This window comes from Roseovarius sp. B-10 (genome assembly GCF_056859295.1).
Genome location: NZ_JBSXOE010000044.1, coordinates 1 through 26,902, shown reverse-complemented (window position 1 = coordinate 26,902; position 26,902 = coordinate 1). Strand labels below are relative to the sequence as shown.

The following is a 26,902-nucleotide window of genomic DNA, read 5'->3' as shown; positions in this document are numbered from 1 at the left end:
GATCCGCTTTCATTGAATGAGAGCAGGGCCCGAAACGCGAAAAGCCCGGCCAAACGGCCGGGCTTTCCTGTCTCGTCTGACCGAGGTGATCAGTCCTCGCGGCCCTCCGGCGTTTCCACGAAGTTGTCGAACACGTCGTCCGCGCTCACATCGTCATCCACGACCGGCGCGGCCAGCGCGGCGGCGGCTTCGGCCTCCTCGCGGCGGGCCTCGATCACGACATTGTCGCGGCTCTGGGCGACGCGGCGCACCTCTGCCGTGGCCCGGCCCGTGCCCGCCGGGATCAGGCGCCCGACGATCACGTTCTCCTTGAGCCCCACGAGCCGGTCACGCTTGCCCTGCACCGAAGCCTCGGTCAGCACGCGCGTCGTCTCCTGGAACGACGCCGCCGAGATGAACGAGCGCGTCTGCAACGACGCCTTGGTGATGCCCAACAGGATCGGCGCGCCGGTGGCAGGACGTCCGCCACGGGCCTCGGCCTTGGCATTGGCCTCTTCGAACTCGACCTTGTCGAGATGCTCGCCCTTGAGCAGCGTCGTGTCGCCCGACTCGTCGATCTCCCATTTCTGGAGCATCTGGCGCACGATGACCTCGATGTGCTTGTCGTTGATCTTGACGCCCTGCAGACGATAGACCTCCTGCACCTCGTCGATCATGTAGTTGGCCAGCGCCTCGACGCCCAGGATCGCCAGGATATCATGCGGCGCCGGGTTGCCGTCCATGATATAGTCGCCCTTCTGGACATAATCCCCCTCCTGCACCGGGATGTGCTTGCCCTTGGGCACCATGTATTCCACCGGCTCGCGGCTGTCGTCGGAGGGCTGGATACTGATGCGGCGCTTGTTCTTGTAGTCCTTGCCAAAGCGCACATAACCGTCGATCTCGGCGATGATGGCGTGATCCTTGGGCCGGCGCGCCTCGAACAGTTCCGCCACCCGCGGCAGACCGCCGGTGATGTCCTTGGTCTTGCCGCCCTCGCGCGGGATGCGCGCCACCACGTCGCCCGCCTCGACGGTCTCGCCGTCCTCGACCGACAGGATCGCATCGACGGACATCGGGTAGATCACCGGGTTGCCCACGTCGTTGCGCACCGGCTCGCCATCCGCTCCGATGATGAAGATTTCGGGCTTGAGCTCGTTGCCGCGCGGTGCCGCACGCCAGTCGGTCACGATCTTCTGGGTCATGCCGGTGGCCTCGTCGGTGACATCGCGCACGGCGACGCCGGTGACGAGATCGACGAACTTGGCCTTGCCGGGCTTCTCGGCGAGGATCGGCAGGGTGTAGGGGTCCCACTCAAACAGCTTCTGGCCACGGGTGATGCGTTCGCCTTCCTCGACGAACAGCTTGGTGCCATAGCCCAGCTTGTGCCCGGCAAGCTCCACGCCGGCATCGGACATGATGCGCAGCTTCATGTTGCGGCCCATCACCAGTGTCTCGCCACGCGAATTGACCAGCGTTTGCGCGTTCTCGAACGCGATCACGCCCTCCTGGCTCGATTCCTGGAACGATTGCTGCCCGCCCTGCGCGACACCGCCGATGTGGAAGGTCCGCATGGTAAGCTGCGTGCCCGGCTCGCCGATCGACTGCGCGGCGATGATGCCCACGGCCTCGCCGATATTCACCAGCGTGCCGCGTGCCAGATCGCGCCCGTAGCACATGGCGCAGACACCGTCATCGACCTCGCAGGTCAGCGGCGAGCGCAGGCGCACGGTCTGCACCGCCGTTTCGTCGAGTATGTCGGCCATGCGCTCGTCGATGAGCTGACCGGCAGAGACCAGAACGCGTCCCGACACCGGATCGACGATGTCATCGGCGGCGACACGACCGAGGCTGCGCTCGGCGAGCGAGGCGATTACCTCGCCGTCATTGACCGCTGCCTCCACGGTGATCGCGCGTTCGGTTCCGCAATCGTGCTGGCGCACGATGCAGTCCTGCGACACGTCCACCAGACGACGGGTCAGGTAGCCCGAGTTCGCCGTCTTGAGCGCGGTATCGGACAGGCCCTTACGCGCGCCGTGGGTCGAGTTGAAGTATTCGAGAACGGTCAGGCCTTCCTTGAAGTTCGAGATGATCGGCGTCTCGATGATGTCGCCCGAGGGCTTGGCCATCAGGCCGCGCATGCCCCCCAGCTGCTTCATCTGCGTGACCGAACCACGGGCACCGGAGTGGGCCATCATATAGACGCTGTTGGGTTCCATCACGCCGCCGTCTTCGTCGCGCTTCTCGGCGGAAATGGCGTTCATCATCGCCTCGGTCACCTTGTCGTTGCACTTCGACCAGGCATCGACGACCTTGTTGTACTTCTCGCCCTGCGTGATGAGACCGTCCATGTACTGCTGCTCGAATCCCTTCACGAGCGTGCGGGTCTCCTCGACGATCGGCCATTTCTGCTCGGGGATCACCATGTCGTCCTTGCCAAAGGAAATCCCGGCCTTGAACGCCTCGCGGAAACCCATGGTCATGATCTGGTCGCAGAAGATGACCGATTCCTTCTGACCGCAATAGCGGTAGACGGTGTCGATGATCTGCTGCACCTCCTTCTTGCGCAACAGCCGGTTCACCAGGCTGAACGGCGCCTTGGCGTTGGGCGGCAGCAGTGCGCCGAGCTTGGCGCGCCCCGGGGTGGTCTCGACGCGGGCAAAGGTCTCGTTGCCTTCCTCGTCGATCTGCGGGGCACGGACGGTCACGCGCGCGTGCAGGTGGACCTCGCCCGCGTCGAGCGCATGCTGCACCTCATCGAGCGACGAGAACACCATGCCCTCGCCCTTCATCCCCTCGCGCTCCAGCGTCACGTAGTAAAGCCCGAGGATCATGTCCTGCGACGGCACGATGATCGGTGCGCCGTTGGCGGGGCTGAGCACGTTGTTGGTGGACATCATCAACACCCGCGCCTCGAGCTGTGCCTCGAGGCTCAGCGGCACGTGCACGGCCATCTGGTCGCCGTCGAAATCGGCGTTGAACGCGGCGCAGACCAGCGGGTGAAGCTGGATCGCCTTGCCCTCGATGAGCATCGGCTCGAACGCCTGGATGCCCAGCCGGTGCAACGTCGGTGCGCGGTTGAGCATCACCGGGTGTTCGCGGATCACCTCGTCGAGGATATCCCAGACCTCGGGGCGCTCTTTTTCCACGAGTTTCTTGGCCTGCTTCACCGTGCTGCTGAGGCCCTTTGCCTCGAGCCGCGAGTAGATGAACGGCTTGAACAGCTCCAGCGCCATCTTCTTGGGCAGGCCGCATTGATGCAGCTTGAGCTCCGGGCCGGTCACGATCACCGAGCGACCCGAGAAATCGACCCGCTTGCCCAGCAGGTTCTGGCGGAAACGGCCCTGCTTGCCCTTGAGCATGTCCGACAGCGACTTGAGCGGGCGCTTGTTGGCGCCGGTGATGACCCGACCGCGGCGACCGTTGTCAAACAGCGCGTCCACCGCCTCCTGCAGCATCCGCTTTTCGTTGCGCACGATGATGTCGGGCGCGCGCAGCTCGATCAGCCGCTTGAGGCGGTTGTTGCGGTTGATGACCCGGCGATAGAGATCGTTGAGGTCCGAAGTGGCGAACCGGCCACCGTCGAGCGGCACAAGCGGGCGCAGTTCCGGCGGGATGACCGGCAGCACCGTCATGATCATCCATTCCGGGCGGTTGCCGGATTCGAGGAAAGATTCCACCACCTTGAGCCGCTTGATGATCTTCTTGGGCTTGAGCTCGCCGGTCGCTTCCTTGAGATCGGCGCGCAGCGTCTCGGCCTCGTTCTCGAGGTCGATATTGGCCAGCATCTCGCGGATCGCCTCGGCGCCGATATTGGCGGTGAAGGCGTCCATGCCATAGGCGTCCTGCGCGTCCATGAATTCTTCTTCCGACAGCATCTGGCCATAGGTCAGATCGGTCAGGCCGGGCTCGATCACCACGTAGTTCTCGAAATACAGCACCCGTTCCAGATCGCGCAGCGTCATGTCGAGCATCAGGCCGATGCGCGACGGCAGCGATTTCAGGAACCAGATATGCGCGCAGGGCGCGGCCAGTTCGATATGGCCCATGCGCTCGCGCCGGACCTTTTGCAGCGTCACCTCGACACCGCATTTCTCGCACACGACGCCGCGGTACTTCATGCGCTTGTACTTGCCGCACAGGCATTCGTAATCCTTGATCGGGCCAAAGATGCGCGCACAGAACAGGCCGTCACGCTCGGGCTTGAACGTCCGGTAGTTGATGGTCTCGGGCTTCTTGATCTCGCCATAGGACCAGCTGAGGATACGCTCGGGGCTGGCAAGGCTGACCTTGATTTCGTCGAACACCTTGGCCGGGGCCGCGGGGTTGAACGGGTTATTCGTGAGTTCCTGGTTCATTTTAAAATCCTTAGAGGCTGGCGGTAGAGAGAGGAACAGCGCCGTCTTCTTGCAAAGAAAACGGGCCGGACCCTTTCAAAGGGTCCGGCGCGCGGCGCTTACTCATCCTCCTCCGCATCCAGGAGTTCCATGTTGAGGCCGAGACCCCGCACCTCTTTCACGAGCACGTTGAACGATTCCGGCACGCCGGCCTCGAAATTGTCCTCGCCTTTCACGATGCTCTCGTAGACCTTGGTGCGGCCCGCCACGTCGTCGGACTTGACGGTGAGCATCTCCTGCAGCGTGTAGGCGGCGCCGTAGGCTTCCAGCGCCCAGACCTCCATCTCGCCGAAGCGCTGGCCGCCGAACTGCGCCTTGCCGCCCAGCGGTTGCTGGGTCACCAGGCTGTACGGCCCGGTCGAGCGCGCGTGGATCTTGTCGTCCACCAGGTGGTGCAGCTTGAGCAGGTACTTGACGCCCACGGTCACCGGTCGCGAGAACTGCTCGCCCGTGCGCCCATCGAAGAGCTGCGACTGGCCGCTCTCGTCAAAGCCCGCACGCTTGAGCGCGTCGTTGACATCGGGCTCCTTGGCGCCGTCAAAGACCGGCGTCGCGATCGGCACACCGCCAGTCACGTTGCTCGCCGCCTCGACAAGAGCACCCTCGTCCATGCCGGCGATGCCCTCCTCGTAGACCTCGTCGCCATAGGCGATACGCATCGCCTCGCGCACCGGGGTCAGATCGCCGCTGCGGCGATAGTCCTTGAGCGCCTCGTCGATCTGCAGCCCGAGGCCGCGCGCGGCCCAGCCCATATGCGTCTCGAGGATCTGGCCCACGTTCATCCGGCTGGGCACGCCCAGCGGGTTGAGGCAGACATCGACCGGCGTACCATCGGCGAGGAACGGCATGTCCTCCATCGGGATCACCTTGGAGATCACGCCCTTGTTGCCGTGGCGCCCGGCCATCTTGTCGCCGGGTTGCAGCTTGCGCTTGATGGCGATGAAGACCTTGACCATCTTCATCACGCCCGGTGGCAGGTCATCGCCGCGGCGCACCTTCTCGACCTTGTCTTCGAAGCGGGCCTCGAGCGTGCGCTTCTGCACCTCGAACTGCTCGTGCAGCGCCTCGACCACCTGCGCATCCGCCTCGTCCTTGAGCGCGAGCTGCCACCACTGGCCGCGGGTCAGCGTGCTGAGCAATTCCTCGGTGATCTCGGAATTGGCCTTGACGCCCTTGGGCCCCTTGACCGCCACCTTGCCGAGGATAAGCTGCTGAAGACGCGCGTAGATGTTGCGCTCGAGGATCGCCATCTCGTCATCGCGGTCACGCGCCAGACGCTCGACCTCCTCGCGCTCGATCTGCAACGCGCGCTCGTCCTTTTCCACGCCGTGGCGGTTGAACACGCGCACCTCGACCACGGTGCCGAAATCGCCCGGCTTGACGCGCAGCGAGGTGTCGCGCACGTCGCTCGCCTTCTCGCCAAAGATCGCGCGCAGCAGTTTTTCCTCGGGCGTCATCGGGCTTTCGCCCTTGGGGGTGATCTTGCCCACCAGGATGTCGCCGGGCTGCACGTCGGCCCCGATATAGACGATCCCCGCCTCGTCGAGGTTGCGCAGCGCCTCCTCGCCCACGTTGGGAATGTCGCGGGTGATCTCTTCCGGTCCCAGCTTGGTGTCGCGGGCGGCAACCTCGAATTCCTCGATATGGACAGAGGTGAACACGTCGTCGCGCACGATCCGTTCCGAGATCAGGATCGAGTCTTCGTAGTTGTAGCCGTTCCACGGCATGAACGCGACGATCACGTTCTTGCCCAGCGCCAGCTCACCCATGTCGGTGCAGGGGCCGTCGGCGATGACCTCGTTCTTTTCGACCGTGTCACCCACCTTGACCAGCGGACGCTGGTTGATGCAGCTGTTCTGGTTCGAACGCTGGAACTTGCGCAGCCGGTAGATATCGACACCGGGATCGCCGATCTCGAGATCCTCGGTGGCGCGCACCACGATGCGCTGCGCATCCACCTGGTCGATCACGCCCGCGCGCCGCGCCATGATGGCAGCGCCGGAATCCTCGGCCACCTTGCCCTCGATGCCGGTCCCCACGAGCGGCGCCTCCGAGCGCAGGGTCGGCACCGATTGCCGCTGCATGTTCGAGCCCATGAGCGCGCGGTTGGCGTCGTCGTTTTCCAGGAACGGGATCAGCGAGGCAGCCACGGAGACGAGCTGCTTGGGGCTCACGTCGATCAGGTCCACGTGCTCCACGGGGGCGAGCATGTATTCGCCCGACCGCCGCGTGTTGACCATCTCGTTGACGAACCTGCCATCCTCATCGAGCGTCGCGTTGGCCTGCGCCACGGTGTGGCGCATCTCCTCGGTGGCGGACATGTAGACCACCTCGTCGGTGACCTGCCCGTTCTCGACGCGGCGATACGGGGTCTCGATAAAGCCGTACTTGTTGACCCGCGCGAATGTGGCGAGGCTGTTGATGAGACCGATATTCGGCCCTTCCGGCGTCTCGATGGGGCACATGCGGCCGTAATGGGTCGGGTGCACGTCGCGTACCTCGAACCCCGCCCGCTCGCGCGTCAGACCCCCCGGCCCAAGCGCCGAGAGGCGCCGCTTGTGGGTGACCTCCGACAGCGGGTTGGTCTGGTCCATGAACTGCGACAGCTGCGAAGAGCCGAAAAATTCACGCACAGCCGCCGCCGCGGGCTTGGCGTTGATGAGATCCTGCGGCATCACGGTGTCGATCTCGACCGAGCTCATCCGCTCCTTGATCGCGCGCTCCATCCGCAGAAGACCCACGCGATACTGGTTCTCCATCAACTCGCCCACCGAACGCACCCGGCGGTTGCCGAGGTGGTCGATATCATCGACGTCACCCTTGCCGTCGCGCAGCTCCACCAGCGCCTTGACACAGGCCACGATATCGTCGCGGTCCAGCGTGCGCTGCGTGTCGGGCTTGTCGAGGTTGAGGCGCATATTCATCTTGACGCGGCCCACCGCCGAAAGATCGTAGCGGTCGGAATCCGCGAACAGCGTGTCAAAGAGTGCCGTCGAGGCCTCCTCGGTGGGCGGCTCGCCGGGGCGCATCACGCGATAGATGTCCATCAGCGCGCTCTCGCGGCTCATGTTCTTGTCCACCGCCATCGTGTTGCGGATGTAGGGGCCCACGTTGATCCCGTCGATGTCGAGCACCGGGATATCGGTGATCCCGGCGTCGAGCAGCGCCTGAAGCGTGCCGCCGGTCACGGTGCCGTCCTTGTCGTACTCCAGCGTCAGCTCATCGCCCGCCTCGACATGGATCGCGCCGGTTTCCTCGTCGATGATGTCGCGCGCAACGAACTTGCCCACGATCTGGTCGAAGGGCACCAGCAGGTTGGCAACCTTGCCCTCGTCGATGAGCTGCTTGACGGCGCGCGGCGTGACCTTCTTGCCCGCTTCGCAGATGACCTCGCCGGTCTTGGCGTCCACCAGGTCATAGGTCGGGCGCGTGCCGCGTACCCGCTCGGGGAAGAACTTGGTGACCCAGCCCTTCTTCTTCTTCAGCTTGTAGTCGACGGTGTCGTAATAGGCATTCATGATGCCTTCCTGATCGAGACCGAGCGCATAGAGCAGCGTCGTCACCGGCAGCTTGCGGCGCCGGTCGATGCGGGCATACACGATGTCCTTGGCGTCGAACTCGAAATCGAGCCACGAGCCGCGATAGGGGATGATGCGGCAGGTGAACAACAGCTTGCCCGAGCTGTGCGTCTTGCCCTTGTCATGGTCGAAGAACACGCCAGGGCTACGGTGCATCTGGCTGACGACCACGCGCTCGGTGCCGTTGACGATAAAGGTGCCGTTATGCGTCATGAGCGGCATGTCGCCCATGAACACGTCCTGCTCCTTGATATCCTTGACGGATTTCGCGCCGGTATCCTCGTCCACATCGAACACGATGAGCCGCAGCTTGACCTTGAGCGGCGCGGCATAGGTCATGTCGCGCTGCATGCACTCCTCGACGTCGTATTTCGGCTTCTCCAGCTCGTAGCTGACGAACTCGAGCACGCTGGTCTCGTTGAAATCCTTGATCGGAAAGGCCGATTGAAAGACGCCCTTGATCCCCTCGCCGTCCTGCGGCTCCGGCTGGTCGCCGGAATTAAGGAACAGGTCATACGAGGATTTCTGAACCTCGATGAGGTTCGGCATCTCCAGAACTTCACGAATCTTGCCGTAATACCTGCGCAAACGCTTCTGGCCGAGGTAGGTCTGAGCCATGATTGATCTCACCTTTCGTTTCTCACCGGCCGCCTACGCTGTCGGGCTACAGCGCCGCGGTCTTCCGAGAGGGCGGGGCGATCCATTCCCGGCCTCTGTCCCACCAGAGGCCTCCCGATCGCACGAACCTCGCCTGAAAGAACCCCCGGCACGGCCAGGGCCTCTCTGAGACAGGTTCGGCCGGGCCCGGATTTTCCGGGCCCAGCCTATGGTCATGCCACACGTTGTGCGGCGATCACTTGAGTTCGACCTCGGCGCCGGCTGCTTCCAGCTTGCCCTTGATCTCTTCGGCTTCGTCCTTGGAGACCTGCTCCTTGACGGCCTTGCCACCGGCCTCGACGAGGTCCTTGGCTTCCTTGAGACCAAGGCCCGTGATCGCGCGGACCTCCTTGATGACGTTGATCTTCGACGCACCGGCCGATTTCAGGATCACGTCGAATTCGGTCTGCTCCTCGGCGGCTTCGCCACCGGCGTCGCCTGCGGGGCCGGCCATCATGACCGCGCCGCCGGCGGCGGGCTCGATGCCGTACTCGTCCTTGAGGATGGTTTTCAGTTCTTGTGCTTCGAGAAGCGTCAGACCGACGATCTCTTCCGCGAGTTTTTTCAGATCAGCCATTGTTCAGCTCTTTCCGTATCTAGATGTGTTCCAACGTCGGGGCACCGCCCCACACGCGTTTGACAGTTTGCCTCAGGCCGCTTCGGCCCGTTCCTCGATCGTCGAGAGGATGCTCGCGATGTTCGAGGCAGGTGCGCCAATGGCCCCCGCGATGTTCGAGGCAGGTGCGCCGATCATGCCTGCAATCGTCGCGATGAGCTCATCGCGCGACGGCAGTTTCGACGTGGCCTCGACACCGGCACGGTCCAGAGCCGTGCTGCCCATTGCCCCGCCAAGGATCTCGAATTTCTTGTTATCCTTGGCGAAATCCTCGGCCACCTTGGCTGCTGCCACGGGGTCCTCGGAAAAGGTCAGCACGGTCATGCCCGAGAGGTAGTCAGCAATGCTTGCGCACGGCTTGCCCTCAAGGGCGATCTTGGCGAGCCTGTTCTTGGCGACGCGGACCGATGCCTCGGCCGCACGGGCACGGGCACGAAGATCCTGCATCTCGGCAACTGTCAGACCCGTGTAGTGGGCAACCACCACGACGCCAGAGCTTTCGAAGATCTGGCCGAGTTCATCGACCACTTTCTCTTTCTGGGCTCTATCCACAGTTTCACTCCAAATCTGGGGGTTTCCCCCCGGCTCAGTTGTGCCACCCTCCACGGGGCGGCGTTCGGGTCCAATGTCAGGGTCCCGAGGCCAAGATCACCCGAGAGCGAATGCCGCCGCCGGAAATCTCATCTCGTTCCCCATCTCGGGAAGGATTTATTCACCGCGGCTGCGATGAACCCTCCGTCTCGGACAGGACAGGGCCGGGATACGGCCCCGCCATTCGGCCCGGATCACCGATCCGGGCGCGAATTCTTACTCAACAGCGGCGCTGTTGATGTCGATCGACACGCCCGCGCCCATCGTGGACGACAGCGAGATCTTCTTCACGTAGGTGCCCTTGGCCCCCGCCGGCTTGGCCTTCTGCACGGCAGAGACAAAGGCGCGCACGTTCTCGGCCAGCTTCTCGGCGTCGAACGACGCCTTGCCGACGCCCGCGTGCACCACACCGGCCTTCTCGGCCTTGAACTGCACCTGTCCGCCCTTGGCGTCCTTGACGGCCTGCGCCACGTCCATCGTCACCGTGCCGACCTTGGGGTTCGGCATCAGGTTGCGCGGGCCCAGCACCTTGCCCAGACGGCCCACGACGGGCATCATGTCGGGCGTGGCGATGCAGCGGTCAAACTCGATCGTGCCGCCCTGGATGGTTTCCATCAGGTCCTCGGCACCCACGATGTCGGCGCCCGCGGCCTGTGCTTCCTCGGCCTTGGCCCCACGGGCAAAGACCGCCACGCGCACCGTCTTGCCGGTGCCGTTGGGCAGGCCTACGACGCCGCGCACCATCTGGTCCGCGTGGCGCGGGTCGACGCCCAGGTTCAGCGAGATTTCAACCGTTTCGTCGAATTTCGCGGTGGCGTTGCCCTTGATGAGCGCGACCGCGTCCTCGACGCTGAGATTGTCCTTGCCAGCGGCAGCTTCGCGCAGCGCGCGAGTACGTTTTCCAAGCTTTGCCATCACTTCACCTCGATGCCCATGGAGCGCGCGCTGCCCAGAATGATCTGCATGGCCGCCTCGACAGAATTTGCGTTGAGATCCTGCATCTTGGCCTCGGCGATCTCGCGCACCTGCTTGGTGCTCACGGTGCCCGCGGTGGCACGGCCCGGGGTCTTGCCGCCGGATTTCAGCTTCGCCGCCTGCTTGAGATAATGCGACGCCGGCGGCGTCTTGATCTCCATGTCGAACGACTTGTCCTGGTAATAGGAAATCACGGTCGGGCACGGCGCACCGGGCTCCATGTCCGCGGTACGCGCGTTGAACGCCTTGCAGAATTCCATGATATTGATGCCGCGCTGGCCCAGTGCCGGGCCGACGGGTGGGCTGGGATTGGCTTGCCCGGCTTTCACCTGCAGCTTGAGCTTCCCGATCAGTTTCTTGGCCATATGGCCTCTCCTTCGCTTCCAACACCGTCGGGGCGCGCCCCTCCGGCTCTTGCGTTGTGTGGTCCGGTCCGGCGGCCGCGGCCGCCTCGCCTCCCACGGCTCACATCGTCAGGTCTGCTTGGTGACCTGCGTGAATTCCAGTTCGACCGGCGTCTCCCGGCCAAAGATAGACACCGACACCTTCAGACGCTGGTTGTCGTCGTCCACTGCCTCGACCATCCCGTCGAAATCCTCGAACGGGCCGTCGTTGACCTTGACCCTCTCGCCGATCTCGAAATGGATCAGCGTGCGCGGGCTCTCCTCGCCTTCCTGAACGCGGTTGAGGATCGCGTTCACCTCGGCATCGCGCATCGGCATCGGGCGGCCCTGCGGTCCCAGAAAGCCCGTAACCCGGTTGATCGAGTTGATCAGGTGATAGCCCCGGTCCGACATCTCCATGTGCACCAGCACGTAGCCGGGCATGAATCGCCGCTCGGCGGTGACCTTCTTGCCGCGGCGGATCTCGATCACTTCCTCTGTGGGTACCAGAACCTCGTCGATCTCGTCCTCGAGACCGGTATCGGCGACCGATTGCCTGATCTGCTCGGCGATCTTCTTCTCGAAATTCGAGAGAACGCTCACCGAGTACCACCGCTTTGCCATCGCCGATCCATGCCCTTGTATTCACCGGCTTCGCGCCGTGTTTCCTTGAACTTTCAAGCGGCTGCAGCCGCCATCCCCACAATGAAAAGCGGCGCGCAACACGAATCGCCGCGCGCCAACATCCGGAGTGTGGGGCGAACTATCCCCGTTTCGTGCTGATTTCAAGGCCTTTCTCGCCGCCGACACGCCCCTCGCGACGATCGCTCACCCGAATATCCCCAGAATGCCCTGCAACCCGCCGCGGATTGCCAGATCGACCAGCGCGAAGAAAATCGCCGTCAGCGTCGCCACGATGAACACCATCACAGTGGTCAGAAGCACCTCGCGCCGGGTGGGCCAGACCACCTTGGCCACTTCCGAGCGGACCTGCTGAATGAACTGGAGCGGGTTGGTTTGAGCCATCTGCACGGTCTTTCCTGAAATCGTCATGGCGCGACATACGCGGACCACGCGCCGAGTTCAAGGGCAGAGCACCGCCTCAGCCGCGCAGGTCGTGCAGCCGGTCGAACGGATCGGGGCGCGCCTCGGGCATCTCTTCATCACCGGTGCCCCCGCGCGCGCCACGTACATCGTCGCGCCGCGCAAACAGCCGCGCCGCGCGTTCACGCGACCGTTCGAGGATCTCGGGGCCGAACAGCGCCACGCAGGCCAGGCAGATCACGAACGCCGCGAACAGCGCGACAAGCACCCCCTGCGGCCACACGAGCACCGCCAGGAAGGCCGCGGCCCATGCCGCGTGCACGGGCCCGGGCCGCCATGCCCGCAGCCGCGCCAGCGTGTCGCTTACGCGCGCCGTCTTTCGAATTCCCGACCTGCGCCGCGCGTGCGCCTGCTGCTCCGCCGCGATCTCGTCGGGCAGCACGAGTTCGGGCAGCCCCGCACGCACGCGGCGCTTGCGGTCCTCGCGCATCAGCTTTTCGATGGTGTGCATGGCGTTGCGCACGGCGATCTCCGTGGTCGCCGCGTCCTCGGGCGTCCGGCCCTCGTATTCCTCGAGACCGGCAGCGAAATGGTCGGCAGGGGCGGTCCCCGATTCCATGCGATATGTCATGACGGCAGCACTCTTCATCCCGTTCCACGCCCCCACGCGGATCAGCATATAGCGCAAGGCCCATGCCGATTGGTGGCGTGGATGGGGCGCAAATGTGGCGCAAACGTGGCAAACATGGGTCAAAACTGTGGAGATTCGCATCTTCACCACAGTTTAGACGTATTCTCCACGATCGTGGGCCGGTCCACGGCGGTCTCAGGCATAGGTCGCGCGCGCGAATTCCGGGCGCGTCAGCGGTTGGAAATACAGGTCCACCTGCCAGAACATCCGGTCGCCGGGCCGCCACAGCGGATCGGACATGTCGGCCACGCCGAAGCCGCGCTCGCGCATCAGCGCGACCATCTCGTGAAACAGCAGCGCCTCTGGCGCGATGCGAAAGCCGTAGGTCTCGATGATAACCAGCGCGGCCTCTTTCAGGCACCGCTCGGCCCCCTCGAGGATCGGCACCTCGTAGCCATGCGTGTCGAGCTTGATCGCGAACGGCCCGTCACCCGCGCTCACCACGTCGTCAAGCCGCACCGCCTCGACCTCGAGCGCCGCCTGCCCCTCGCCGGGTTCGGCCTTGCCGCCGAACGGGTCGTCGGCGTTGAAGCGCACCATGCCCGCCCGGTCGCTTGCCGCCGCCATAACAAAACGGGTGCGCGGATGGGTGGCGCAGAACGCCTCCAGCGCCGGGCGATGGTGCGGATTGGCCTCGACCAGCACGTAATCGCAGGGGGGCAGATACTCCATCGCCTGCGCCGACCAGCGCCCGTCCGAGGCCCCCACGTCGATCACCGTCCCGATGTCGAGCCCGCCGCGCCCCGCGATCCGCTTCATCGCCGCGCGCATGTGGGTGCGCTTGCCCTCGTGGACACGCCGCCGCAAAGAATGGGGAATGGCGCGCTTCAACAGTTGTTTCATGGGCGGCCCCGGGATGAGAATACGGGCCGTTTAGCCAATCGGCCCCACGCGCACAAGCCAGCGCAGCCGTAGCGCGGCGAAATGCGAGAGCGGGAGGAAATGGCAGGGGCAGCAGGGTTCGAACCCGCGACCTACGGTTTTGGAGACCGTCGCTCTACCAGCTGAGCTATACCCCTATCGTGGCGGCGGTGTTATTGTCTTTCGTTCGCTCCGTCAAGCGGGCGCGCGGCGGAAATCGGGGCGCGGCAGGCCTCGGTCAGACCGCCGAGAAACGCGCGGCAGACCGGGCTCGGGCTGCGCCCATCTCGCAGCACCACGCCCACCTCGCGCTCGGCCGCCGGATCCGCCAGCGGCAGCGCCACCAGGTCCGGCGTCAGCGACACCGTGGCCAGCTGCGGCAAGAGCGTCACCCCCGCCCCCGCCCGCACCAGCGCCAGGAGCGAAATGACGTTGCGCGCCCGCAGCGTCGAGGCGGCAACCAGCGCCCGGTACTCGTCCGCCATGATCGCCGCCGCGGCGTTGTTGCCGATGATCCGCTCCCCCGCGAGATCGGTCCAGCCCAACGGGTGCGCCCGCGCCGCCAGCTTGTGACCCCGTCGGCAAACCAGCCGGAACGGATCGCGAAACAGCGGCGCAAAGCTCAGCCCCGCAGCGGGGGCCGCCACACCCGCGATGCCCAGCTCGACCGTGCCATCCGCGACCATCGCGTGCACGCTGCGGCTGTCGGTATCGACCAGTTCGATCGTCACCCCGGGCCGCGCATCGAGAAACTCCGCCAGGAGCCCCGGCAGCAGTTCGGCGGCAACCGAGGGCACCGACGCCAGTTGCAGCCGCCCCTGCCGTCCCGTTGCCACCGCCTCGACCCGCTCCAGCGCGCGGTCGTGCTCGCGCAGCATCTCCGCCGCGATCCCCCGCACCTCCGCGCCCAGCGCGGTCAGCCGATTCTTGCGGTCGCTCTCGAACAGCGGCGCGCCCAGGTCCTGCTCAAGGCTCTTGAGCGTCATCGAGACCGCCGAGGGCGTGCGATAGAGCCGCGCCGCCGCGTCGCGGATATTGCCGCAATCCGCGACATGCACGAAAACGCGCAGGGAGGTGATGCCGATCATGCACCCATATTTCAGATTAACTGAACTTCATTCAAGTTAAATTCGATTGACCTTATCTCTCCCCCTCCACACTCTCGGGTCGTTGCAAAGGGGGGCCCGCGTGACGGCACAGCATCTGGATCTCGACACCATCGAAACCCTGGCGCGCGACGCACTCCTGCGCGCGGGCGCCTCACCCGCGCAGGCGGCCCCGGTCGCGCGCTCCACCCGGCTCGCCGAACGCGACGGCATCCGCAGTCACGGTCTCATGTACGTGCCGGTCTATGCCGAGCATCTGCGCTGCGGCAAGGTTCTGGGCGACGCCGAGCCACAGCTCACACAGCCCCGCCCCGGCGCGGTGCGGGTCGATGCCGCGCACGGCTTTGCCCATGCCGCCATCGACGCGGGCTGGCCCGCCTTCACCGCTGCCGCCCGCGATCAGGGCATCGCGGCGATGTCCGTGCACCGCTCCTACAATTGCGGCGTGCTGGGCCACCATGCCGAGCGGCTGGCCGGGGACGGGCTGGTGGGCCTCTGTTTCACCAACGCCCCCGCCTCGATGGCCCCCACCGGCGGCCACCGCCCGGTGATAGGCACCAACCCCTTCGCCCTCGCCGTGCCCGACGATGCGGGCGGCGCACGCCTGGTCATCGACCAATCCGCCAGCGCCATCGCGAAATCCGAGATCGTGCTGCGCGCGCGCCGGGGCGAGAAGATCGAGCCAGGCTGGGCGCTCGACTCGAGCGGCAACCCGACCGAGGACGCCGAGGCCGCGCTCGCGGGCTCGATGCGCCCCGCGGGCGGGCAAAAAGGCTTCGGCGCGGGGCTGATGGTCGAGATATTCGCCGCCGCCCTCTCCGGGGGCAATCTCGGCCTCGACGCCAGCCCCTTCTCCGGCCCCAAGGGCGGGCCGCCCGGCACCGGGCAATTTTTCATCGCGGTGGACCCGGCGCCCTTCTCCGGCGACGCCTTCGGACCCGCCATGACCCGGCTGGCCCAAAGCATCGCCGAACAGGATGGCGCCCGACTACCCGGCGCCCGCCGCGCCGCCAACCGCGCCCGCATCGAGACCGAGGGCGTCGCCGTACCACAAGAGCTACTGGACCGGATCGCGGCGGCCTGAGGCCCCGCGACAACCAAAAGGACGAGCATGACCAACGAGACCCGCAATTTCATCGCAGGCGACTGGCAGGACGGCGCAGGCACCGTCGAGAATCGCAACCCGTCCGACCTTTCGGATATGATCGGCCACTACGCGCAGGCCGACGCGGCGCAGCTCGACGCCGCCCTCTCTGCGGCCCGCAAGGCGCAGGCCCAATGGGGCGCCACCGGCCCGCAGAAACGCCACGACGTGCTGATGGCCATCGGCACCGAGCTGATGGCCCGCGCCGGGGAAATCGGGGCCATGATCGGCCGCGAAGAGGGCAAACCGCTGGCCGAGGGCAAGGGCGAGACCTATCGCGCCGGGCAGTTCTTCACCTATTTCGCCGCCGAGGCGCTCCGCCAACTGGGCGAGACCGCCGACAGCGTGCGCCCCGACATCGAGATCGACGTGCGCCGCGAACCGGTGGGCGTGGTGGCGATCATCAGCCCGTGGAATTTCCCCATCGCCACCCCCGCATGGAAAATCGCGCCCGCGCTGGCCTTCGGCAACGCCGTGATCTGGAAACCAGCCAACCAGACACCCGCCAGCGCCGTGGCACTGACAGAGATCATCGCGCGGCAGGACCTGCCCGAGGGCCTCTTCAACCTCGTCATGGGACCGGGCCGCGAGATGGGGCAACGCCTCGTCGAGAGCCGAGGCGTGGACGCCATCAGCTTTACCGGCTCGGTCCCCGTGGGCCGGGGCATCGCCGCGGCGGCGATGGTCAACATGACGAAAATCCAGATGGAAATGGGCTCCAAGAACCCGATGGTGATCTGCGACGATTGCGATCTCGATCTGGCGGTGGCCCATGCCGCGAACGCGGCCTTTGGCGGCACCGGGCAGAAATGCACCGCCGCCTCGCGGCTGATCGTGCAGGACGGCATCCACGACGCCTTCGTCGAGAAGCTGGTGGCCGCCACGCAGGCGCTCAAGGTCGGTCACGCGCTCGAGGAGGGCACGCAGATCGGCCCGGTCGTCAGCGAGGGGCAACTCAGCGGCAATCTCGATTACATCAGGCTGGGCCAGTCCGAGGACGCAGAGCTTCTCTGCGGCGGCACGCGGCTGGAGCGCCCGACCGACGGCTATTACATGGCCCCCGCCGTGTTCGCGGGCACCGACAACGCCATGCGCATCAACCGCGAGGAAATGTTCGCGCCCGTCACCTGCATCCTCAAGGCGGGCAGCTATGACGAGGCGTTGCACATGGCCAACGACACCGAATTCGGCCTGACCGCGGGGATCATGACCCGCTCGCTCGCCCGCGCCACGCATTTCCGCCGCAACGCGCGCGCGGGCTGCGTGATGGTCAACCTGCCGACCGCCGGCACCGATTACCACGTCCCCTTCGGCGGGCGTGGCGCGTCGAGCTATGGCCCCCGCGAACAGGGCCGCTTGGCGCAGGAATTCTACACCACGGTCAAGACGTCCTACATCCATTCGGGGGTGCCCGCATGACACCGCCCCGCATCGACGCCCTGCAATATGCCAACTGGTCAGAGACAATCTTTCGCCAGATGCGCGCGGGCAATGTCGATGCGGTGCATGTCACCATCACGTACCACGAGAATTTCCGCGAAACGGTGCTCAACATCGAGGCGTGGAACCGCTGGTTCGAGCGCTACCCCGACCTGATCTTCCAGGGCTTCACCGCCGATGACATCGCGCTGGCCCAAGCGACCAATCGCACCGCGATTTTCTTCGGCTCGCAGAATCCCTCCTGCATGGAGGACGATATCGGCCTTGTCGAGGTGCTGCACCGGCTGGGCCTGCGCTTCATGCAACTGACCTATAACAACCAGTCGCTTCTGGCGACGGGATGCTACGAGGCCGAGGATACCGGCCTCACCCGCATGGGCCGCGAGGTGGTGACAGAGATGAACCGCGTCGGGCTTGTCGTGGACATGAGCCATTCCGGCGAGCGCTCCACGATTGAGGCCATCGAGCACTCCACCCGCCCCATCGCCATCACCCACGCCAACCCCGCAAGCTGGCATCCCGCCCTGCGCAACAAGTCCGACCGCGTGCTCGACGCGCTGGCGCAAAGCGGCGGGATGCTAGGCTTTTCGCTCTACCCCCATCACCTCAAGGGCGGCGGCGATTGCACGCTCACGGAGTTTTGCGAGATGGTCGCACGCACCGCCGAGCGGATGGGCACCGACCGCGTCGGCATCGGGTCGGACCTGTGCCAGGATCAACCCGACAGCGTGGTGGACTGGATGCGCGCGGGCCGCTGGACGAAACGCCGCGACTTCGGCGAGGGCAGCGCCGACAATCCCGGCTTTCCGCCCATGCCCGACTGGTTCCGCGACAATCGCGATTTCGGGCAAATCGCCCAAGGGCTGCGCGCCACCGGCATGAGCGAGACGGAGGTGACGGGCATCATGGGCGGCAACTGGGCACGCTTCTTCGCCGAGAGCTTCGGCAGCCTTGCCCCCCGCCACAGGGAGGCCGCGCAGTGAGTTGCGAGCGCCGCAACCCCATGCCGCAGGCGGCGGCGTTCCGGCGCTCCCCCGCGCAGGTCATGCGCCTCGACCGGATGGGATGCAGCCACCCGACGCGGCTTTCGTTCCTGCGCCAATTGCTGCGCCGGGTCGAGGCCGAGGGCTGGGCGTTCGACCGCCCCGTATGGGACATGGACGCGCGCGGCGTGGGTCGCGCCGTCTACCTGATGCGCACTCCGGGCGGCGATCTCAGCCTCGTGGCCTTTGGCCACGACCTGCCCGCCGACCAACGCTCCGACCGTGTGATCGCCACCGCTTGGGACGCGACCTTCGCGCTGTTCGACGGCACACCGGACGCCGATGATCTCGACCGGCTCGCGGCCAACGTGCCGCTGCAGGAGGCCGGGCGCGTCACGCCCCGAGAGCTGTCGCTCAGCCGCGCGAACCGGTCGGTTCGGCTCTTCAACCATGTGGTCGAGCGGCTGGCGACGGGGCGGCAGCCGGACGAGACGATGCTGCGCGAGACCGGCTATCTCATGCGCACCACCGCCGTCTACGGCTCGGGCAAGTTCGGCGCTGCTGACCGCGCGATGATCGCCGGGCGCCCCGCGCTCTCGGCCCCGTTCCAGGCCGAGATGCTGTCCGTCTGGCTGACCCGCGCCTTTACCACCGACCTGGTCGAGCACCTGGCCCGCGCCCGCGGCGGCGACCGCGCGGTGCGCCTGCGCCCCGACCTGCGCCGGAGGCTGGGGGTGGGCAATTCCACCGGCCTCGGCATGGCCCCCTTCCTCGTGCGGCACCCGGTGCTGCTCAACAACTGGATGATGGCCCGCGAGGAGGCGCTGGCCCGCGTGCGCGCGCAAGAGACTGCGGACGCGGCGACACTTGCCGGCTTTCACACGGCGCTCGCGGCGGCGGTGCAAAACGCCACCGACTGGCAAAGCGCGCACCCCGTTCAGCAAACCAAGCTCGGCGATCTGCAGGGCGGCTTGGCGCGGCTGGAGAAATTCGTCGCAACCGAATGGGACACTGCCGCCGCCCACCCCTGGGACACGCTCTGGCGCTGGGCGCAAGCGCACCTGCCGATGGAGGCACAGGAGGCCCTGCTCGCGGCGATGCTGGAGCCGCATGGCAACCTGATCGACGGGCTGGGCGCGTGTATGCAGGCCGATGAGGAGGCGCATTTCGGCATCGACGGCACCATGCCCGTCTCCGATCTGCGCGCCATCCTGCAAGAGCATTACGACTGGGCCATCCACACCGATTACAGCGATCCCGCGCACTGCGCCCGCTTCTGGTACATCTCCGAGGAAAAGCTGGAGCCGCGCCTTGGCGAACGGCGCAACGAGGATGGCGCAGACCGCGAGTTGCCGCTCGATACCGGGCGGCAGGCCGCAGCACTCTGGCAGGCATTGCAAGATGAGACCGCTGACGCCCCGCTGGCGCGGTTCCTTCTCGCCCACCCCGAACACCGCCTGATGACGCGCCGCGCGCAAATCACCGCGCGCCACCCCTTCGCCGAGATCCGCGACAACCTGATCGCCGCGGACATGCTGCCCATCGACCTTCTGCGCTGCAAGCTGGCGTTCTTCGGCGCGACGCGGTTCGATCCGCGCTCGGACCGCTGGGTGCGCATCAGCCTGTTCCAGGACGCGCCCTACCCCGACGATCTGCACCGGGAGGACGCACCGTGATGCTGCCGCCCAACGATCCCACGCGCAGCGCCTCCGCCCCGGACGGGCATCAGGCCGCGACGGTGCGCCTGTCGCTGTCGGAAATCAACGCGCTGTGCTTCAAGGCGGCACGCGGCGCGGGGCTCGGCTGGGGCGAGGCAGAGGAGGCCGGATGGGCCGCCGCGTGGCTGTCGCGCGCAGGGCTTTCCGGGCCGAAGATCATCCTTGAATGGCTCGCAGACGCGGCCACGCTGGCCCGCCCGGCCCCGTCCCCCGGTCGCTGGGCGGCGCGGGCGCACGCCCACTGCCCCCTGCGCACCGGCGCAGCCCTCGCCGATTTCGCCGGGTTGCCCGAGGGACCGGGGGACGGGGCCCTGATCGTGGAGCGTGTGGCGCACCCGCTCGTCACCCTGCCCTTCGTGGCGCGGGCGACCGGGCGGCTTGACCTCGGGCTCTCGATCGGTTGGGCTGATTTCGAGGTGCTGTTCGACGCAGCGGGCCGCATGTCGGCTTTCGCCATGCCCGAGCGAGACCATCGCGAGGCGACAGTCATCACCATCGCGCCCAAACATGATCCGGCCCCGCCGGGCGCCACGCGCCACGAGGCCGCGACCGTCACGGCCGTCGCCCTCGGGGACTGGCAGGCGCTCGACGCCCTGGCGCTGCGCATCACCGTTCCGCCCTCGCCGCAATCGCGTGCAGGGGCCGGTGCCGCGGGAGACGACAATGATTGACCCGCATTCCGACGATCGACCATCAACCAACCCACTCAACAGGGAGTAAGACCATGAGAAAACTGACACTTGCACTGGCCTTTGGCGCGCTGACCGCGCCGGTCGCGGCCCATGCCGAATGCGGCGAGGTCTCCGTGGCGGAAATGAACTGGGCCTCCGGCTCGATCATCACCAAGATCACCGAGTTCCTGATGGTCCAGGGCTATGGCTGCGACGTGACGCTCGTGCCCTCGGCTACCACCACCGCCATCACCTCGCTGGCCGAGAACAACGAGCCCGACGTGGTGCCCGAACTGTGGGTCAACTCGGCCCCTGCCTACTTCAAGCTCAACGAAGAAGGCAAGGTACTCAAGGCCGCCGATGTCTTCTCCGAAGGCGGCAGCGAGAACTGGTGGGTGCCCGACTACCTCGTGGAGGAGCACCCGGAACTCGCCACCATCGAAGGCATTCTGGCCAACCCCGAACTGGTCGGCGGGCGTTTCCACAACTGCCCCGACGGCTGGGGCTGCCGGATCGCCAATGACAACCTCGTCAAGGCGTTCGACTTCGAGGGCCACGGCATCGAGGTGTTCAACCACGGCTCTGGCGACACGCTGCCCGCCGCGATGGCCTCGGCCTACGAGAACAAGGAACCGTGGTTCGGCTATTACTGGGGGCCGACCGCCGTGCTGGGCCGCTACAACATGGTGGCCGTGGACATGGGGCCGCATATCCCCGAGGTGCACGCCTGCAACCAGACGCAGGATTGCGACAATCCGGGCAAGTCGGCCTACCCGGCGGCACCGGTTCTGACCGTCGTCACCTCGGATTTCGCCGAGCGCAACCCCGAGATTTTCGACCTGGTCAGCAACATCTCCTTCGGCACCCAGGAGCTGAGCAACCTGCTGGCATGGCAGGCGGATAACAGCGCCTCCGCCGAAGAGGCCGCCGTCTACTACCTGACCCAGAACAAGGACACCTGGATGGGCTGGGTGAACGACGAGGCCGGCGAGAAGCTGAGCGGCATCATCAAGTGATCGATACCCTCGGGCGGGGCCGTGCCACGCGCGCGGCCCCGCCCGCCCAACAAACAGGACAAGGCCCGCCAAGGGCCTGCGCAGGGAGAGCCGGACAATGGCGACATATGATTTCATCTTCGACGGGCTTGGCCTGCGGGAATGGTGCGACAAGGACGCCTCCGACGCCCCGATGAGCATGGCCGAACTGCTGGCGCAGGGGGGCGGGGGCGCGGGTACCTCCATCTGGAAACTACCCTTCCCCTCCCTCGACGCGCTCAACAAGGCCTGCCCGGCCATCGCCCGCACCCGCGACGTGACCAAGGGCGTCGAGACCGGCTTTCTCGACATCAAGGATTCGCTCAAGGTCGTGCTCGACCCGATCACCCAACCGCTGAGCTGGTTCCTGGAGGGCGCACTCTACACGTTCCAGAACACGCCGTGGTTCATCATGATCCCGCTCTTGCTCGCGGTCGTCTATTTCGCCTCGAAATCGCTGAAACTCGTCGGTTTCGTGGCCTTCTCGATCCTCTTCCTCGCGTTCATCGACCACTACAATTTCGCCATGCAGACGCTGGCGATCATCTTCGTCTGCGCCTTCCTTTGCGTGCTATTCGGCGTGCCCATAGGCATCGCCATGTCGCGCAGCGACACGATGCAGCGCCTGACGATCCCGGTTCTGGACATGCTCCAGACGCTGCCGCCCTTCGTCTATCTCATTCCCCTGATCTTCCTCTTCTCGGTGACCGAACCCAAGCTCTACGGCATCGCGATCATCCTCTACGCCATCGTGCCGGTCATCCGCCTGACCGATCTCGGCATCCGGCTTGTGGACAAGGAGGTGATCGAGGCCGCCGACGCCTTTGGCATGACCAAGCGGCAAAAGCTTTACGGGGTGCAGATCCCGCTCGCGCTGCCCAACATCATGGCGGGGGTAAACCAGACCATCATGATGAGCCTTGCCATGGTGGTCATCGCCTCTCTGGTCTCGGCCCCGGGGCTCGGCGTGCTGGTCCTGCGCGGCATCCGCAACCTTGAGCTGGGGGTGGGCCTGATTGCCGGTCTGGGCATCGTGCTTCTGGCAGTGATCCTCGACCGGGTGACCAAGGCGGCGCTGGCCCGCGTCAATGCCGCAAGTGCCGTGCAGAGAAACTCATGAACGGGGCCGCACCGATGGAAAAACACGTCAAGCTCTCGATCCGCAATCTCTACAAGATCTTCGGCCCCGATCCGGCGCGCGCGCTCGAGCATGTCCACGCGGGCGTGGGCAAGCCGGAGCTATGGGAAAAGCACGGCCACGTTCTGGGCCTTCAGGACATCAATGTCGACATGCAGGACGGCGAGATCACCGTCATCATGGGGCTGTCGGGCTCGGGAAAATCGACGCTCATCCGCCACCTCAACAGGCTGATCGAGCCGACCGCGGGCCAGATTCTCCTGGATGGCGAGGACGTGCTCGCCTATGACGAGCGCAACATGCGGCGGCTGCGGCGTCAGCAGATGTCGATGGTGTTCCAGCATTTCGCACTCCTGCCGCACCGCACCGTGCTGGAAAATACCGGCATGGCCCGCGCCGTGCGCGGCGAGAGCCGGGCCGACTACCAGGACGACGCGCTCAAGTGGCTCGATCGCGTGGGCCTTGGCGGCCAGGGCGGGCAGTATCCGCACCAGCTTTCGGGGGGGATGCAACAGCGCGTGGGTATCGCCCGTGCGCTGGCCTCCGACTCGCCCATCATGCTGATGGACGAGGCGTTCTCGGCGCTCGACCCGCTCATCCGCACCGACATGCAGGATCTCCTGCTCGAGTTGCAGGCAGAGTTGCACAAAACCGTGGTATTCATCAGCCACGATCTCGACGAGGCGCTGAAACTCGCCGATCACCTCGTCATCCTCAAGGATGGCCGCGTGGTCCAGCAGGGCGAACCGCAGGAGATACTGCTACACCCCAACGACCCCTACATCGTCGACTTCATCAGCGACATCAACCGCGCGCGCGTGCTGCGCGTGCGCTCGGTCATGACCAAGGACGCGACGGACGAGGGGCCGTTCGCCGGAGAGGTGGACCCCGACGACACCCTGGAATCGGTGATCGCGGTCTCGGGCGGGGATACCGCGCTCAGCTACCGGGTCATGCGCGAGGGTCGGCAGGTCGGCGTCCTCGACATGCAGGACCTCGTGCGCGCGCTTGTCCCCACCAGCGCCGCCGATGACGGCATGCGCGCCCGCGCGGTGTGACGGGGGGTGCACGGGCGACGGGCGAGAATAGCCTGGAACCGTCGTTGGGCATTTCACGATGAGCTGCGCTGCGCCCGACCGCCGGGTGGGCGCAGTTTGGCTCGTGCTGTGCGATTTATGGTGCAAGATACTTCAGAAATCACCGCTATTTGTATCGTTGCAGAAGCGCCCGCCCGTCACGCCAGAGGCGTGCCGCCGATATCGGCGCACCTCCGGTGCGACGGGGCGGTCGGGCGCTGCGCGGCGGCGCGTAAACGCGCCTTGTCCCGCGCGGGTGCACGATGCGTATGGCAGTTCCAGGCCAACCCCTGCCCTCACCCCGCCGCCGCCGCCGAGTAACGCGGGCTCTGCACCACGCCATTGTCGAAGAGTTGCGCGATCTCGGTCTCGCACATCCCCACCACGTCGCCCAGCACCGCCTCGGTATCGGCCCCGAGCGCGGGCGCAGGGGCGGGCGCGGCGCGCGCGTGCGCGGAAAACGCCGCCGGGTGCCCCGGCACCGGGAACCGCCCCAAACCCGGCTGATCGAGCACCGAGAACATCGGGTTCTCCGGCCCGAGGTCCGCATCCTCGTCGAGCGCCTCGCGCACCGTGCGAAACACCGACCATGTCAGCCCCGCCGCATCGAAATCGGCGGCAAAATCGCTCACCCTTCGCGCGGCGAACCACGGGCGAAGGATCGCAGTGATCTCGGCGCGCAATTGCCACCGTGCGCCCTCGTCAGACAGGTCGCGCCCCGTCCGCTCGGCCAGTGCCGCCATCGCGGCCTCGCTGCCGGTGGCCTTGACCAGCCCGCGCCACTGCCGCGACGTCAGCCCGATCACCATCACCCGCCGCCCGCAGCCGCAGACAAAATCCTGCCCGTAGGCCCCGTAGAGCGCGTTACCCGCCTTGGGTCGGTCACACCCGTTCACCGCCGCGTCGCCGATCAGCCCGAGATGCCCGATGGTGGCCGCCGCCACGTCCTTGAGCGACAGTTCCACCTCTTGCCCGCGCCCGCGCCGCAGCCGCTCACGCTCTGCCGCCAGAAGCGACGACACCACCAGATGCCCCGCCGCCACATCCCAGGCGGGCATCGCGTGGGCCACCGGGTCGGTCCAGCCGACCGGGCCGGTCATGTCCGGCACGCCGAGCGACGGATTGACCGTGTAATCCACCTGCGGCCGCCCGCGCCGGTCGCCCATCAGCGTCACCATGACCAGGTCGGCACGGTACTGCGACAGCGTCTCGTAATCCATCCATCCGCGCACCCGCAGGTTGGTCAGGAACATCCCCGCATCCCCGCCCGGCGCCGTGATGATCCTTGTCACAAGCTCGCGCCCCTCGGGCCGCTGCATGTCCACGGCGATGGACTTCTTGCCCTTGTTGAGCCCGGCCCAGAACAGGCTCTGCCCGCTTGGCGCCAGCGGCCACCGCCCGGCATCGAGACCGCCGCCGATCCGGTCGAAGCGGATCACCTCGGCCCCCATCTGCGCCAGCGTCATGCCCGCCAGCGGCACCGCGACAAAGGCCGATCCCTCGACCACGCGCATACCGTTCAGTACCCCGCTCATGCCGTCTCCTCCCAGCGCGCCGTGGCCTGCGTGCATTGATGATTGTCCTGCCCCGTGATCAGCCGCAGCGCACCGGCCTCCGCCTCCTCGGCCATGACCTGCGCCGCTCGCCCACCGGCGAGCAGCATCGGATGCACCGCCCGGAACTCGAACGCCGACGGGCACCGCCCCCGCGCCCGGCAGGCCATTTCCATCAGCCATGTGGCCTGCAACGGCCCGTGCACGACGAGGCCGGGATAATGCTCCACCTCCCTTGCATAGGGCAGGTCGTAATGGATGCGATGTGCATTGAACGTGAGCGCCGAGTAGCGAAACAGCAGCGCCTCGCTCAACATGCGCGTCTCGCTCAGCGACGGGCTGCCGGGCATCGGCTTCTTGGGTGGCGGCGCAAAGCTCTCGGGGATGTCGAGATAGACGATGTTCTGCACCTCCTTGATCGCCACCCCCCGCGCACCCGACACCTCGTGCTCCACCGTGATCAGCACCATCGGGCCGGTGCGGCCCTCCTTCTCCTCGACCCGCGCGAGCCGCGACTGCTGCCGCAGCGCCTCGCCCACCCTGAGCGGGGCGAGGAACCTCAGAGAGCCACTCGCCCACATCCGTCGCGCCAGCCGCACCGGCGGCAGGAACCCGCCGGGCACCGGGTGGCCATCGCGCGCGAGACCGGCCAGCGGCGTGGTGGGGTTGAACGCGCACCAGTGCCACAGCGGCGGCATGTCCTCTCCCGGCCCCGGCGCGGGGCGGTCGGCATCACCCAGCGTCGCGTGCAACTGCGCGGCCTGCACCGGCGTGATGCTGCCCGACTTCTTCTCGGTGCGCCCTTGAAAGACGGCATGTTCACCTGCGCTCATCTGTGACGATCCTCCCGGGGGCAAAGCCTGCCCGATCCCGGAAAAAAGTCAATATTTCAAGTAGTTAACTGGATACCGCTGTATGCAACAGCGGCTTCGCACGCGCAGAAAGCCCACACAGGCGTTGAAATCATTGGCCAATCCCGGCCCGACGCGGGCCAGAGCAGCCCCAATAGCGGCGGGCGTCCCGCGCATGCCCGCGTGCCAGCGGGCGCGGCATGTTGCCCCAGCCACGCAAAAAGGGCGCCCCGGGGGCGCCCTTTTCAATCCTTTCGCCAGGCTTGGCGAATTACTCGATGATCTTGCTGACGACGCCGGCGCCGACGGTGCGGCCGCCTTCGCGGATGGCGAAGCGCAGGCCGTCTTCCATGGCGATGGGGGCGATCAGCTCGACAGCGAATTTCAGGTTGTCACCGGGCATCACCATTTCCGTG

Annotated in this window: 22 protein-coding genes and 1 tRNA gene; 8 read left to right on the top strand and 15 right to left on the bottom strand. The window is 66.2% G+C overall.

Features of this window, described 5'->3' with window-relative positions; all coding sequences use genetic code 11:
• Positions 1–89: 89 nt before the first annotated feature.
• The 12 genes from rpoC to AC13D8_RS19230 all read right to left on the bottom strand — a co-directional run bounded on the left by rpoC (position 90) and on the right by AC13D8_RS19230 (position 14,860).
• Positions 90–4,337 (bottom strand): DNA-directed RNA polymerase subunit beta', encoded by a 4,248-nt coding sequence (gene rpoC / locus AC13D8_RS19285; RefSeq protein WP_482970175.1) that lies wholly within the window; start codon positions 4,335–4,337, stop codon positions 90–92.
• 98 nt (positions 4,338–4,435) lie between these two features.
• Positions 4,436–8,572, bottom strand: coding sequence for a DNA-directed RNA polymerase subunit beta (gene rpoB / locus AC13D8_RS19280; protein ID WP_129431616.1), 4,137 nt, complete (start codon positions 8,570–8,572; stop codon positions 4,436–4,438).
• Between the two features lie 235 nt (positions 8,573–8,807).
• Positions 8,808–9,188 (bottom strand): 50S ribosomal protein L7/L12, encoded by a 381-nt coding sequence (rplL, locus tag AC13D8_RS19275; protein ID WP_104017442.1) that lies wholly within the window; start codon positions 9,186–9,188, stop codon positions 8,808–8,810.
• 72 nt (positions 9,189–9,260) lie between these two features.
• Positions 9,261–9,779, bottom strand: a complete 519-nt coding sequence (gene rplJ / locus AC13D8_RS19270; RefSeq protein ID WP_129431617.1) for a 50S ribosomal protein L10 — start codon at positions 9,777–9,779, stop codon at positions 9,261–9,263.
• A gap of 255 nt (positions 9,780–10,034) precedes the next feature.
• A complete protein-coding gene (gene rplA / locus AC13D8_RS19265) occupies positions 10,035–10,733 on the bottom strand; it encodes a 50S ribosomal protein L1 (protein WP_129431618.1) in 699 nt (232 codons plus the stop codon).
• The gene (gene rplK / locus AC13D8_RS19260; RefSeq protein WP_104017439.1) at positions 10,733–11,158 is read right to left on the bottom strand and encodes a 50S ribosomal protein L11; all 426 of its coding nucleotides are present in this window, start codon (positions 11,156–11,158) and stop codon (positions 10,733–10,735) included. The genes rplA and rplK overlap by 1 nt, the downstream gene beginning before the upstream one ends.
• A 108-nt stretch (positions 11,159–11,266) precedes the next feature.
• Positions 11,267–11,800: a transcription termination/antitermination protein NusG gene (gene nusG / locus AC13D8_RS19255; RefSeq protein ID WP_104017438.1), complete on the bottom strand. Its 534-nt coding sequence runs from the start codon at positions 11,798–11,800 to the stop codon at positions 11,267–11,269.
• A gap of 204 nt (positions 11,801–12,004) precedes the next feature.
• Positions 12,005–12,202, bottom strand: a complete 198-nt coding sequence (secE, locus tag AC13D8_RS19250) for a preprotein translocase subunit SecE (RefSeq protein ID WP_482970353.1) — start codon at positions 12,200–12,202, stop codon at positions 12,005–12,007.
• A gap of 76 nt (positions 12,203–12,278) precedes the next feature.
• Positions 12,279–12,908 (bottom strand): hypothetical protein, encoded by a 630-nt coding sequence (locus AC13D8_RS19245; RefSeq protein ID WP_482970174.1) that lies wholly within the window; start codon positions 12,906–12,908, stop codon positions 12,279–12,281.
• Positions 12,909–13,046: 138 nt separating this feature from the next.
• Positions 13,047–13,754 carry an FkbM family methyltransferase gene (locus AC13D8_RS19240; protein ID WP_104017435.1) on the bottom strand — a complete coding sequence of 236 codons (708 nt, stop codon included), beginning with the start codon at positions 13,752–13,754 and terminating at the stop codon, positions 13,047–13,049.
• A 100-nt stretch (positions 13,755–13,854) separates the two neighbouring features.
• Positions 13,855–13,930, bottom strand: a tRNA-Trp gene (locus AC13D8_RS19235).
• Positions 13,931–13,945: 15 nt separating this feature from the next.
• A complete protein-coding gene (locus tag AC13D8_RS19230; protein WP_482970173.1) occupies positions 13,946–14,860 on the bottom strand; it encodes a LysR family transcriptional regulator in 915 nt (304 codons plus the stop codon).
• A gap of 100 nt (positions 14,861–14,960) precedes the next feature.
• Between AC13D8_RS19230 and AC13D8_RS19225 the strand changes: the two genes are divergently transcribed.
• From AC13D8_RS19225 to AC13D8_RS19190, 8 genes are all read left to right on the top strand, one after another.
• Positions 14,961–15,962, top strand: coding sequence for an Ldh family oxidoreductase (locus tag AC13D8_RS19225; protein ID WP_482970172.1), 1,002 nt, complete (start codon positions 14,961–14,963; stop codon positions 15,960–15,962).
• Positions 15,963–15,989: 27 nt separating this feature from the next.
• Positions 15,990–17,441, top strand: a complete 1,452-nt coding sequence (locus AC13D8_RS19220; RefSeq protein ID WP_482970171.1) for an aldehyde dehydrogenase family protein — start codon at positions 15,990–15,992, stop codon at positions 17,439–17,441.
• Positions 17,438–18,445 carry a membrane dipeptidase gene (locus AC13D8_RS19215; protein ID WP_482970170.1) on the top strand — a complete coding sequence of 336 codons (1,008 nt, stop codon included), beginning with the start codon at positions 17,438–17,440 and terminating at the stop codon, positions 18,443–18,445. The genes AC13D8_RS19220 and AC13D8_RS19215 overlap by 4 nt, the downstream gene beginning before the upstream one ends.
• Before the next feature lie 20 nt (positions 18,446–18,465).
• A complete protein-coding gene (locus AC13D8_RS19210; protein WP_482970352.1) occupies positions 18,466–20,121 on the top strand; it encodes a hypothetical protein in 1,656 nt (551 codons plus the stop codon).
• Positions 20,121–20,834, top strand: a complete 714-nt coding sequence (locus AC13D8_RS19205; RefSeq protein WP_482970169.1) for a DUF3726 domain-containing protein — start codon at positions 20,121–20,123, stop codon at positions 20,832–20,834. The genes AC13D8_RS19210 and AC13D8_RS19205 overlap by 1 nt, the downstream gene beginning before the upstream one ends.
• Before the next feature lie 53 nt (positions 20,835–20,887).
• Positions 20,888–21,850: an ABC transporter substrate-binding protein gene (locus AC13D8_RS19200; protein WP_129431627.1), complete on the top strand. Its 963-nt coding sequence runs from the start codon at positions 20,888–20,890 to the stop codon at positions 21,848–21,850.
• 97 nt (positions 21,851–21,947) lie between these two features.
• The gene (locus tag AC13D8_RS19195) at positions 21,948–22,988 is read left to right on the top strand and encodes an ABC transporter permease (RefSeq protein WP_129431628.1); all 1,041 of its coding nucleotides are present in this window, start codon (positions 21,948–21,950) and stop codon (positions 22,986–22,988) included.
• Between the two features lie 14 nt (positions 22,989–23,002).
• Positions 23,003–24,064 carry a quaternary amine ABC transporter ATP-binding protein gene (locus AC13D8_RS19190; RefSeq protein ID WP_482970351.1) on the top strand — a complete coding sequence of 354 codons (1,062 nt, stop codon included), beginning with the start codon at positions 23,003–23,005 and terminating at the stop codon, positions 24,062–24,064.
• Between the two features lie 314 nt (positions 24,065–24,378).
• On the opposite strand, the gene AC13D8_RS19185 is transcribed toward AC13D8_RS19190, so the two are convergent.
• The 3 genes from AC13D8_RS19185 to AC13D8_RS19175 form a co-directional block, all read right to left on the bottom strand.
• Positions 24,379–25,617 carry a CoA transferase gene (locus AC13D8_RS19185; protein ID WP_482970168.1) on the bottom strand — a complete coding sequence of 413 codons (1,239 nt, stop codon included), beginning with the start codon at positions 25,615–25,617 and terminating at the stop codon, positions 24,379–24,381.
• Complete coding sequence (locus AC13D8_RS19180; RefSeq protein ID WP_482970167.1) at positions 25,614–26,468, bottom strand: HTD2 family dehydratase; 855 nt, start codon at positions 26,466–26,468, stop codon at positions 25,614–25,616. The genes AC13D8_RS19185 and AC13D8_RS19180 overlap by 4 nt, the downstream gene beginning before the upstream one ends.
• A 289-nt stretch (positions 26,469–26,757) precedes the next feature.
• Positions 26,758–26,902: EF-Tu C-terminal domain-related protein (locus tag AC13D8_RS19175; RefSeq protein ID WP_482967379.1), on the bottom strand; the 145-nt coding region annotated here is incomplete at its 5' end.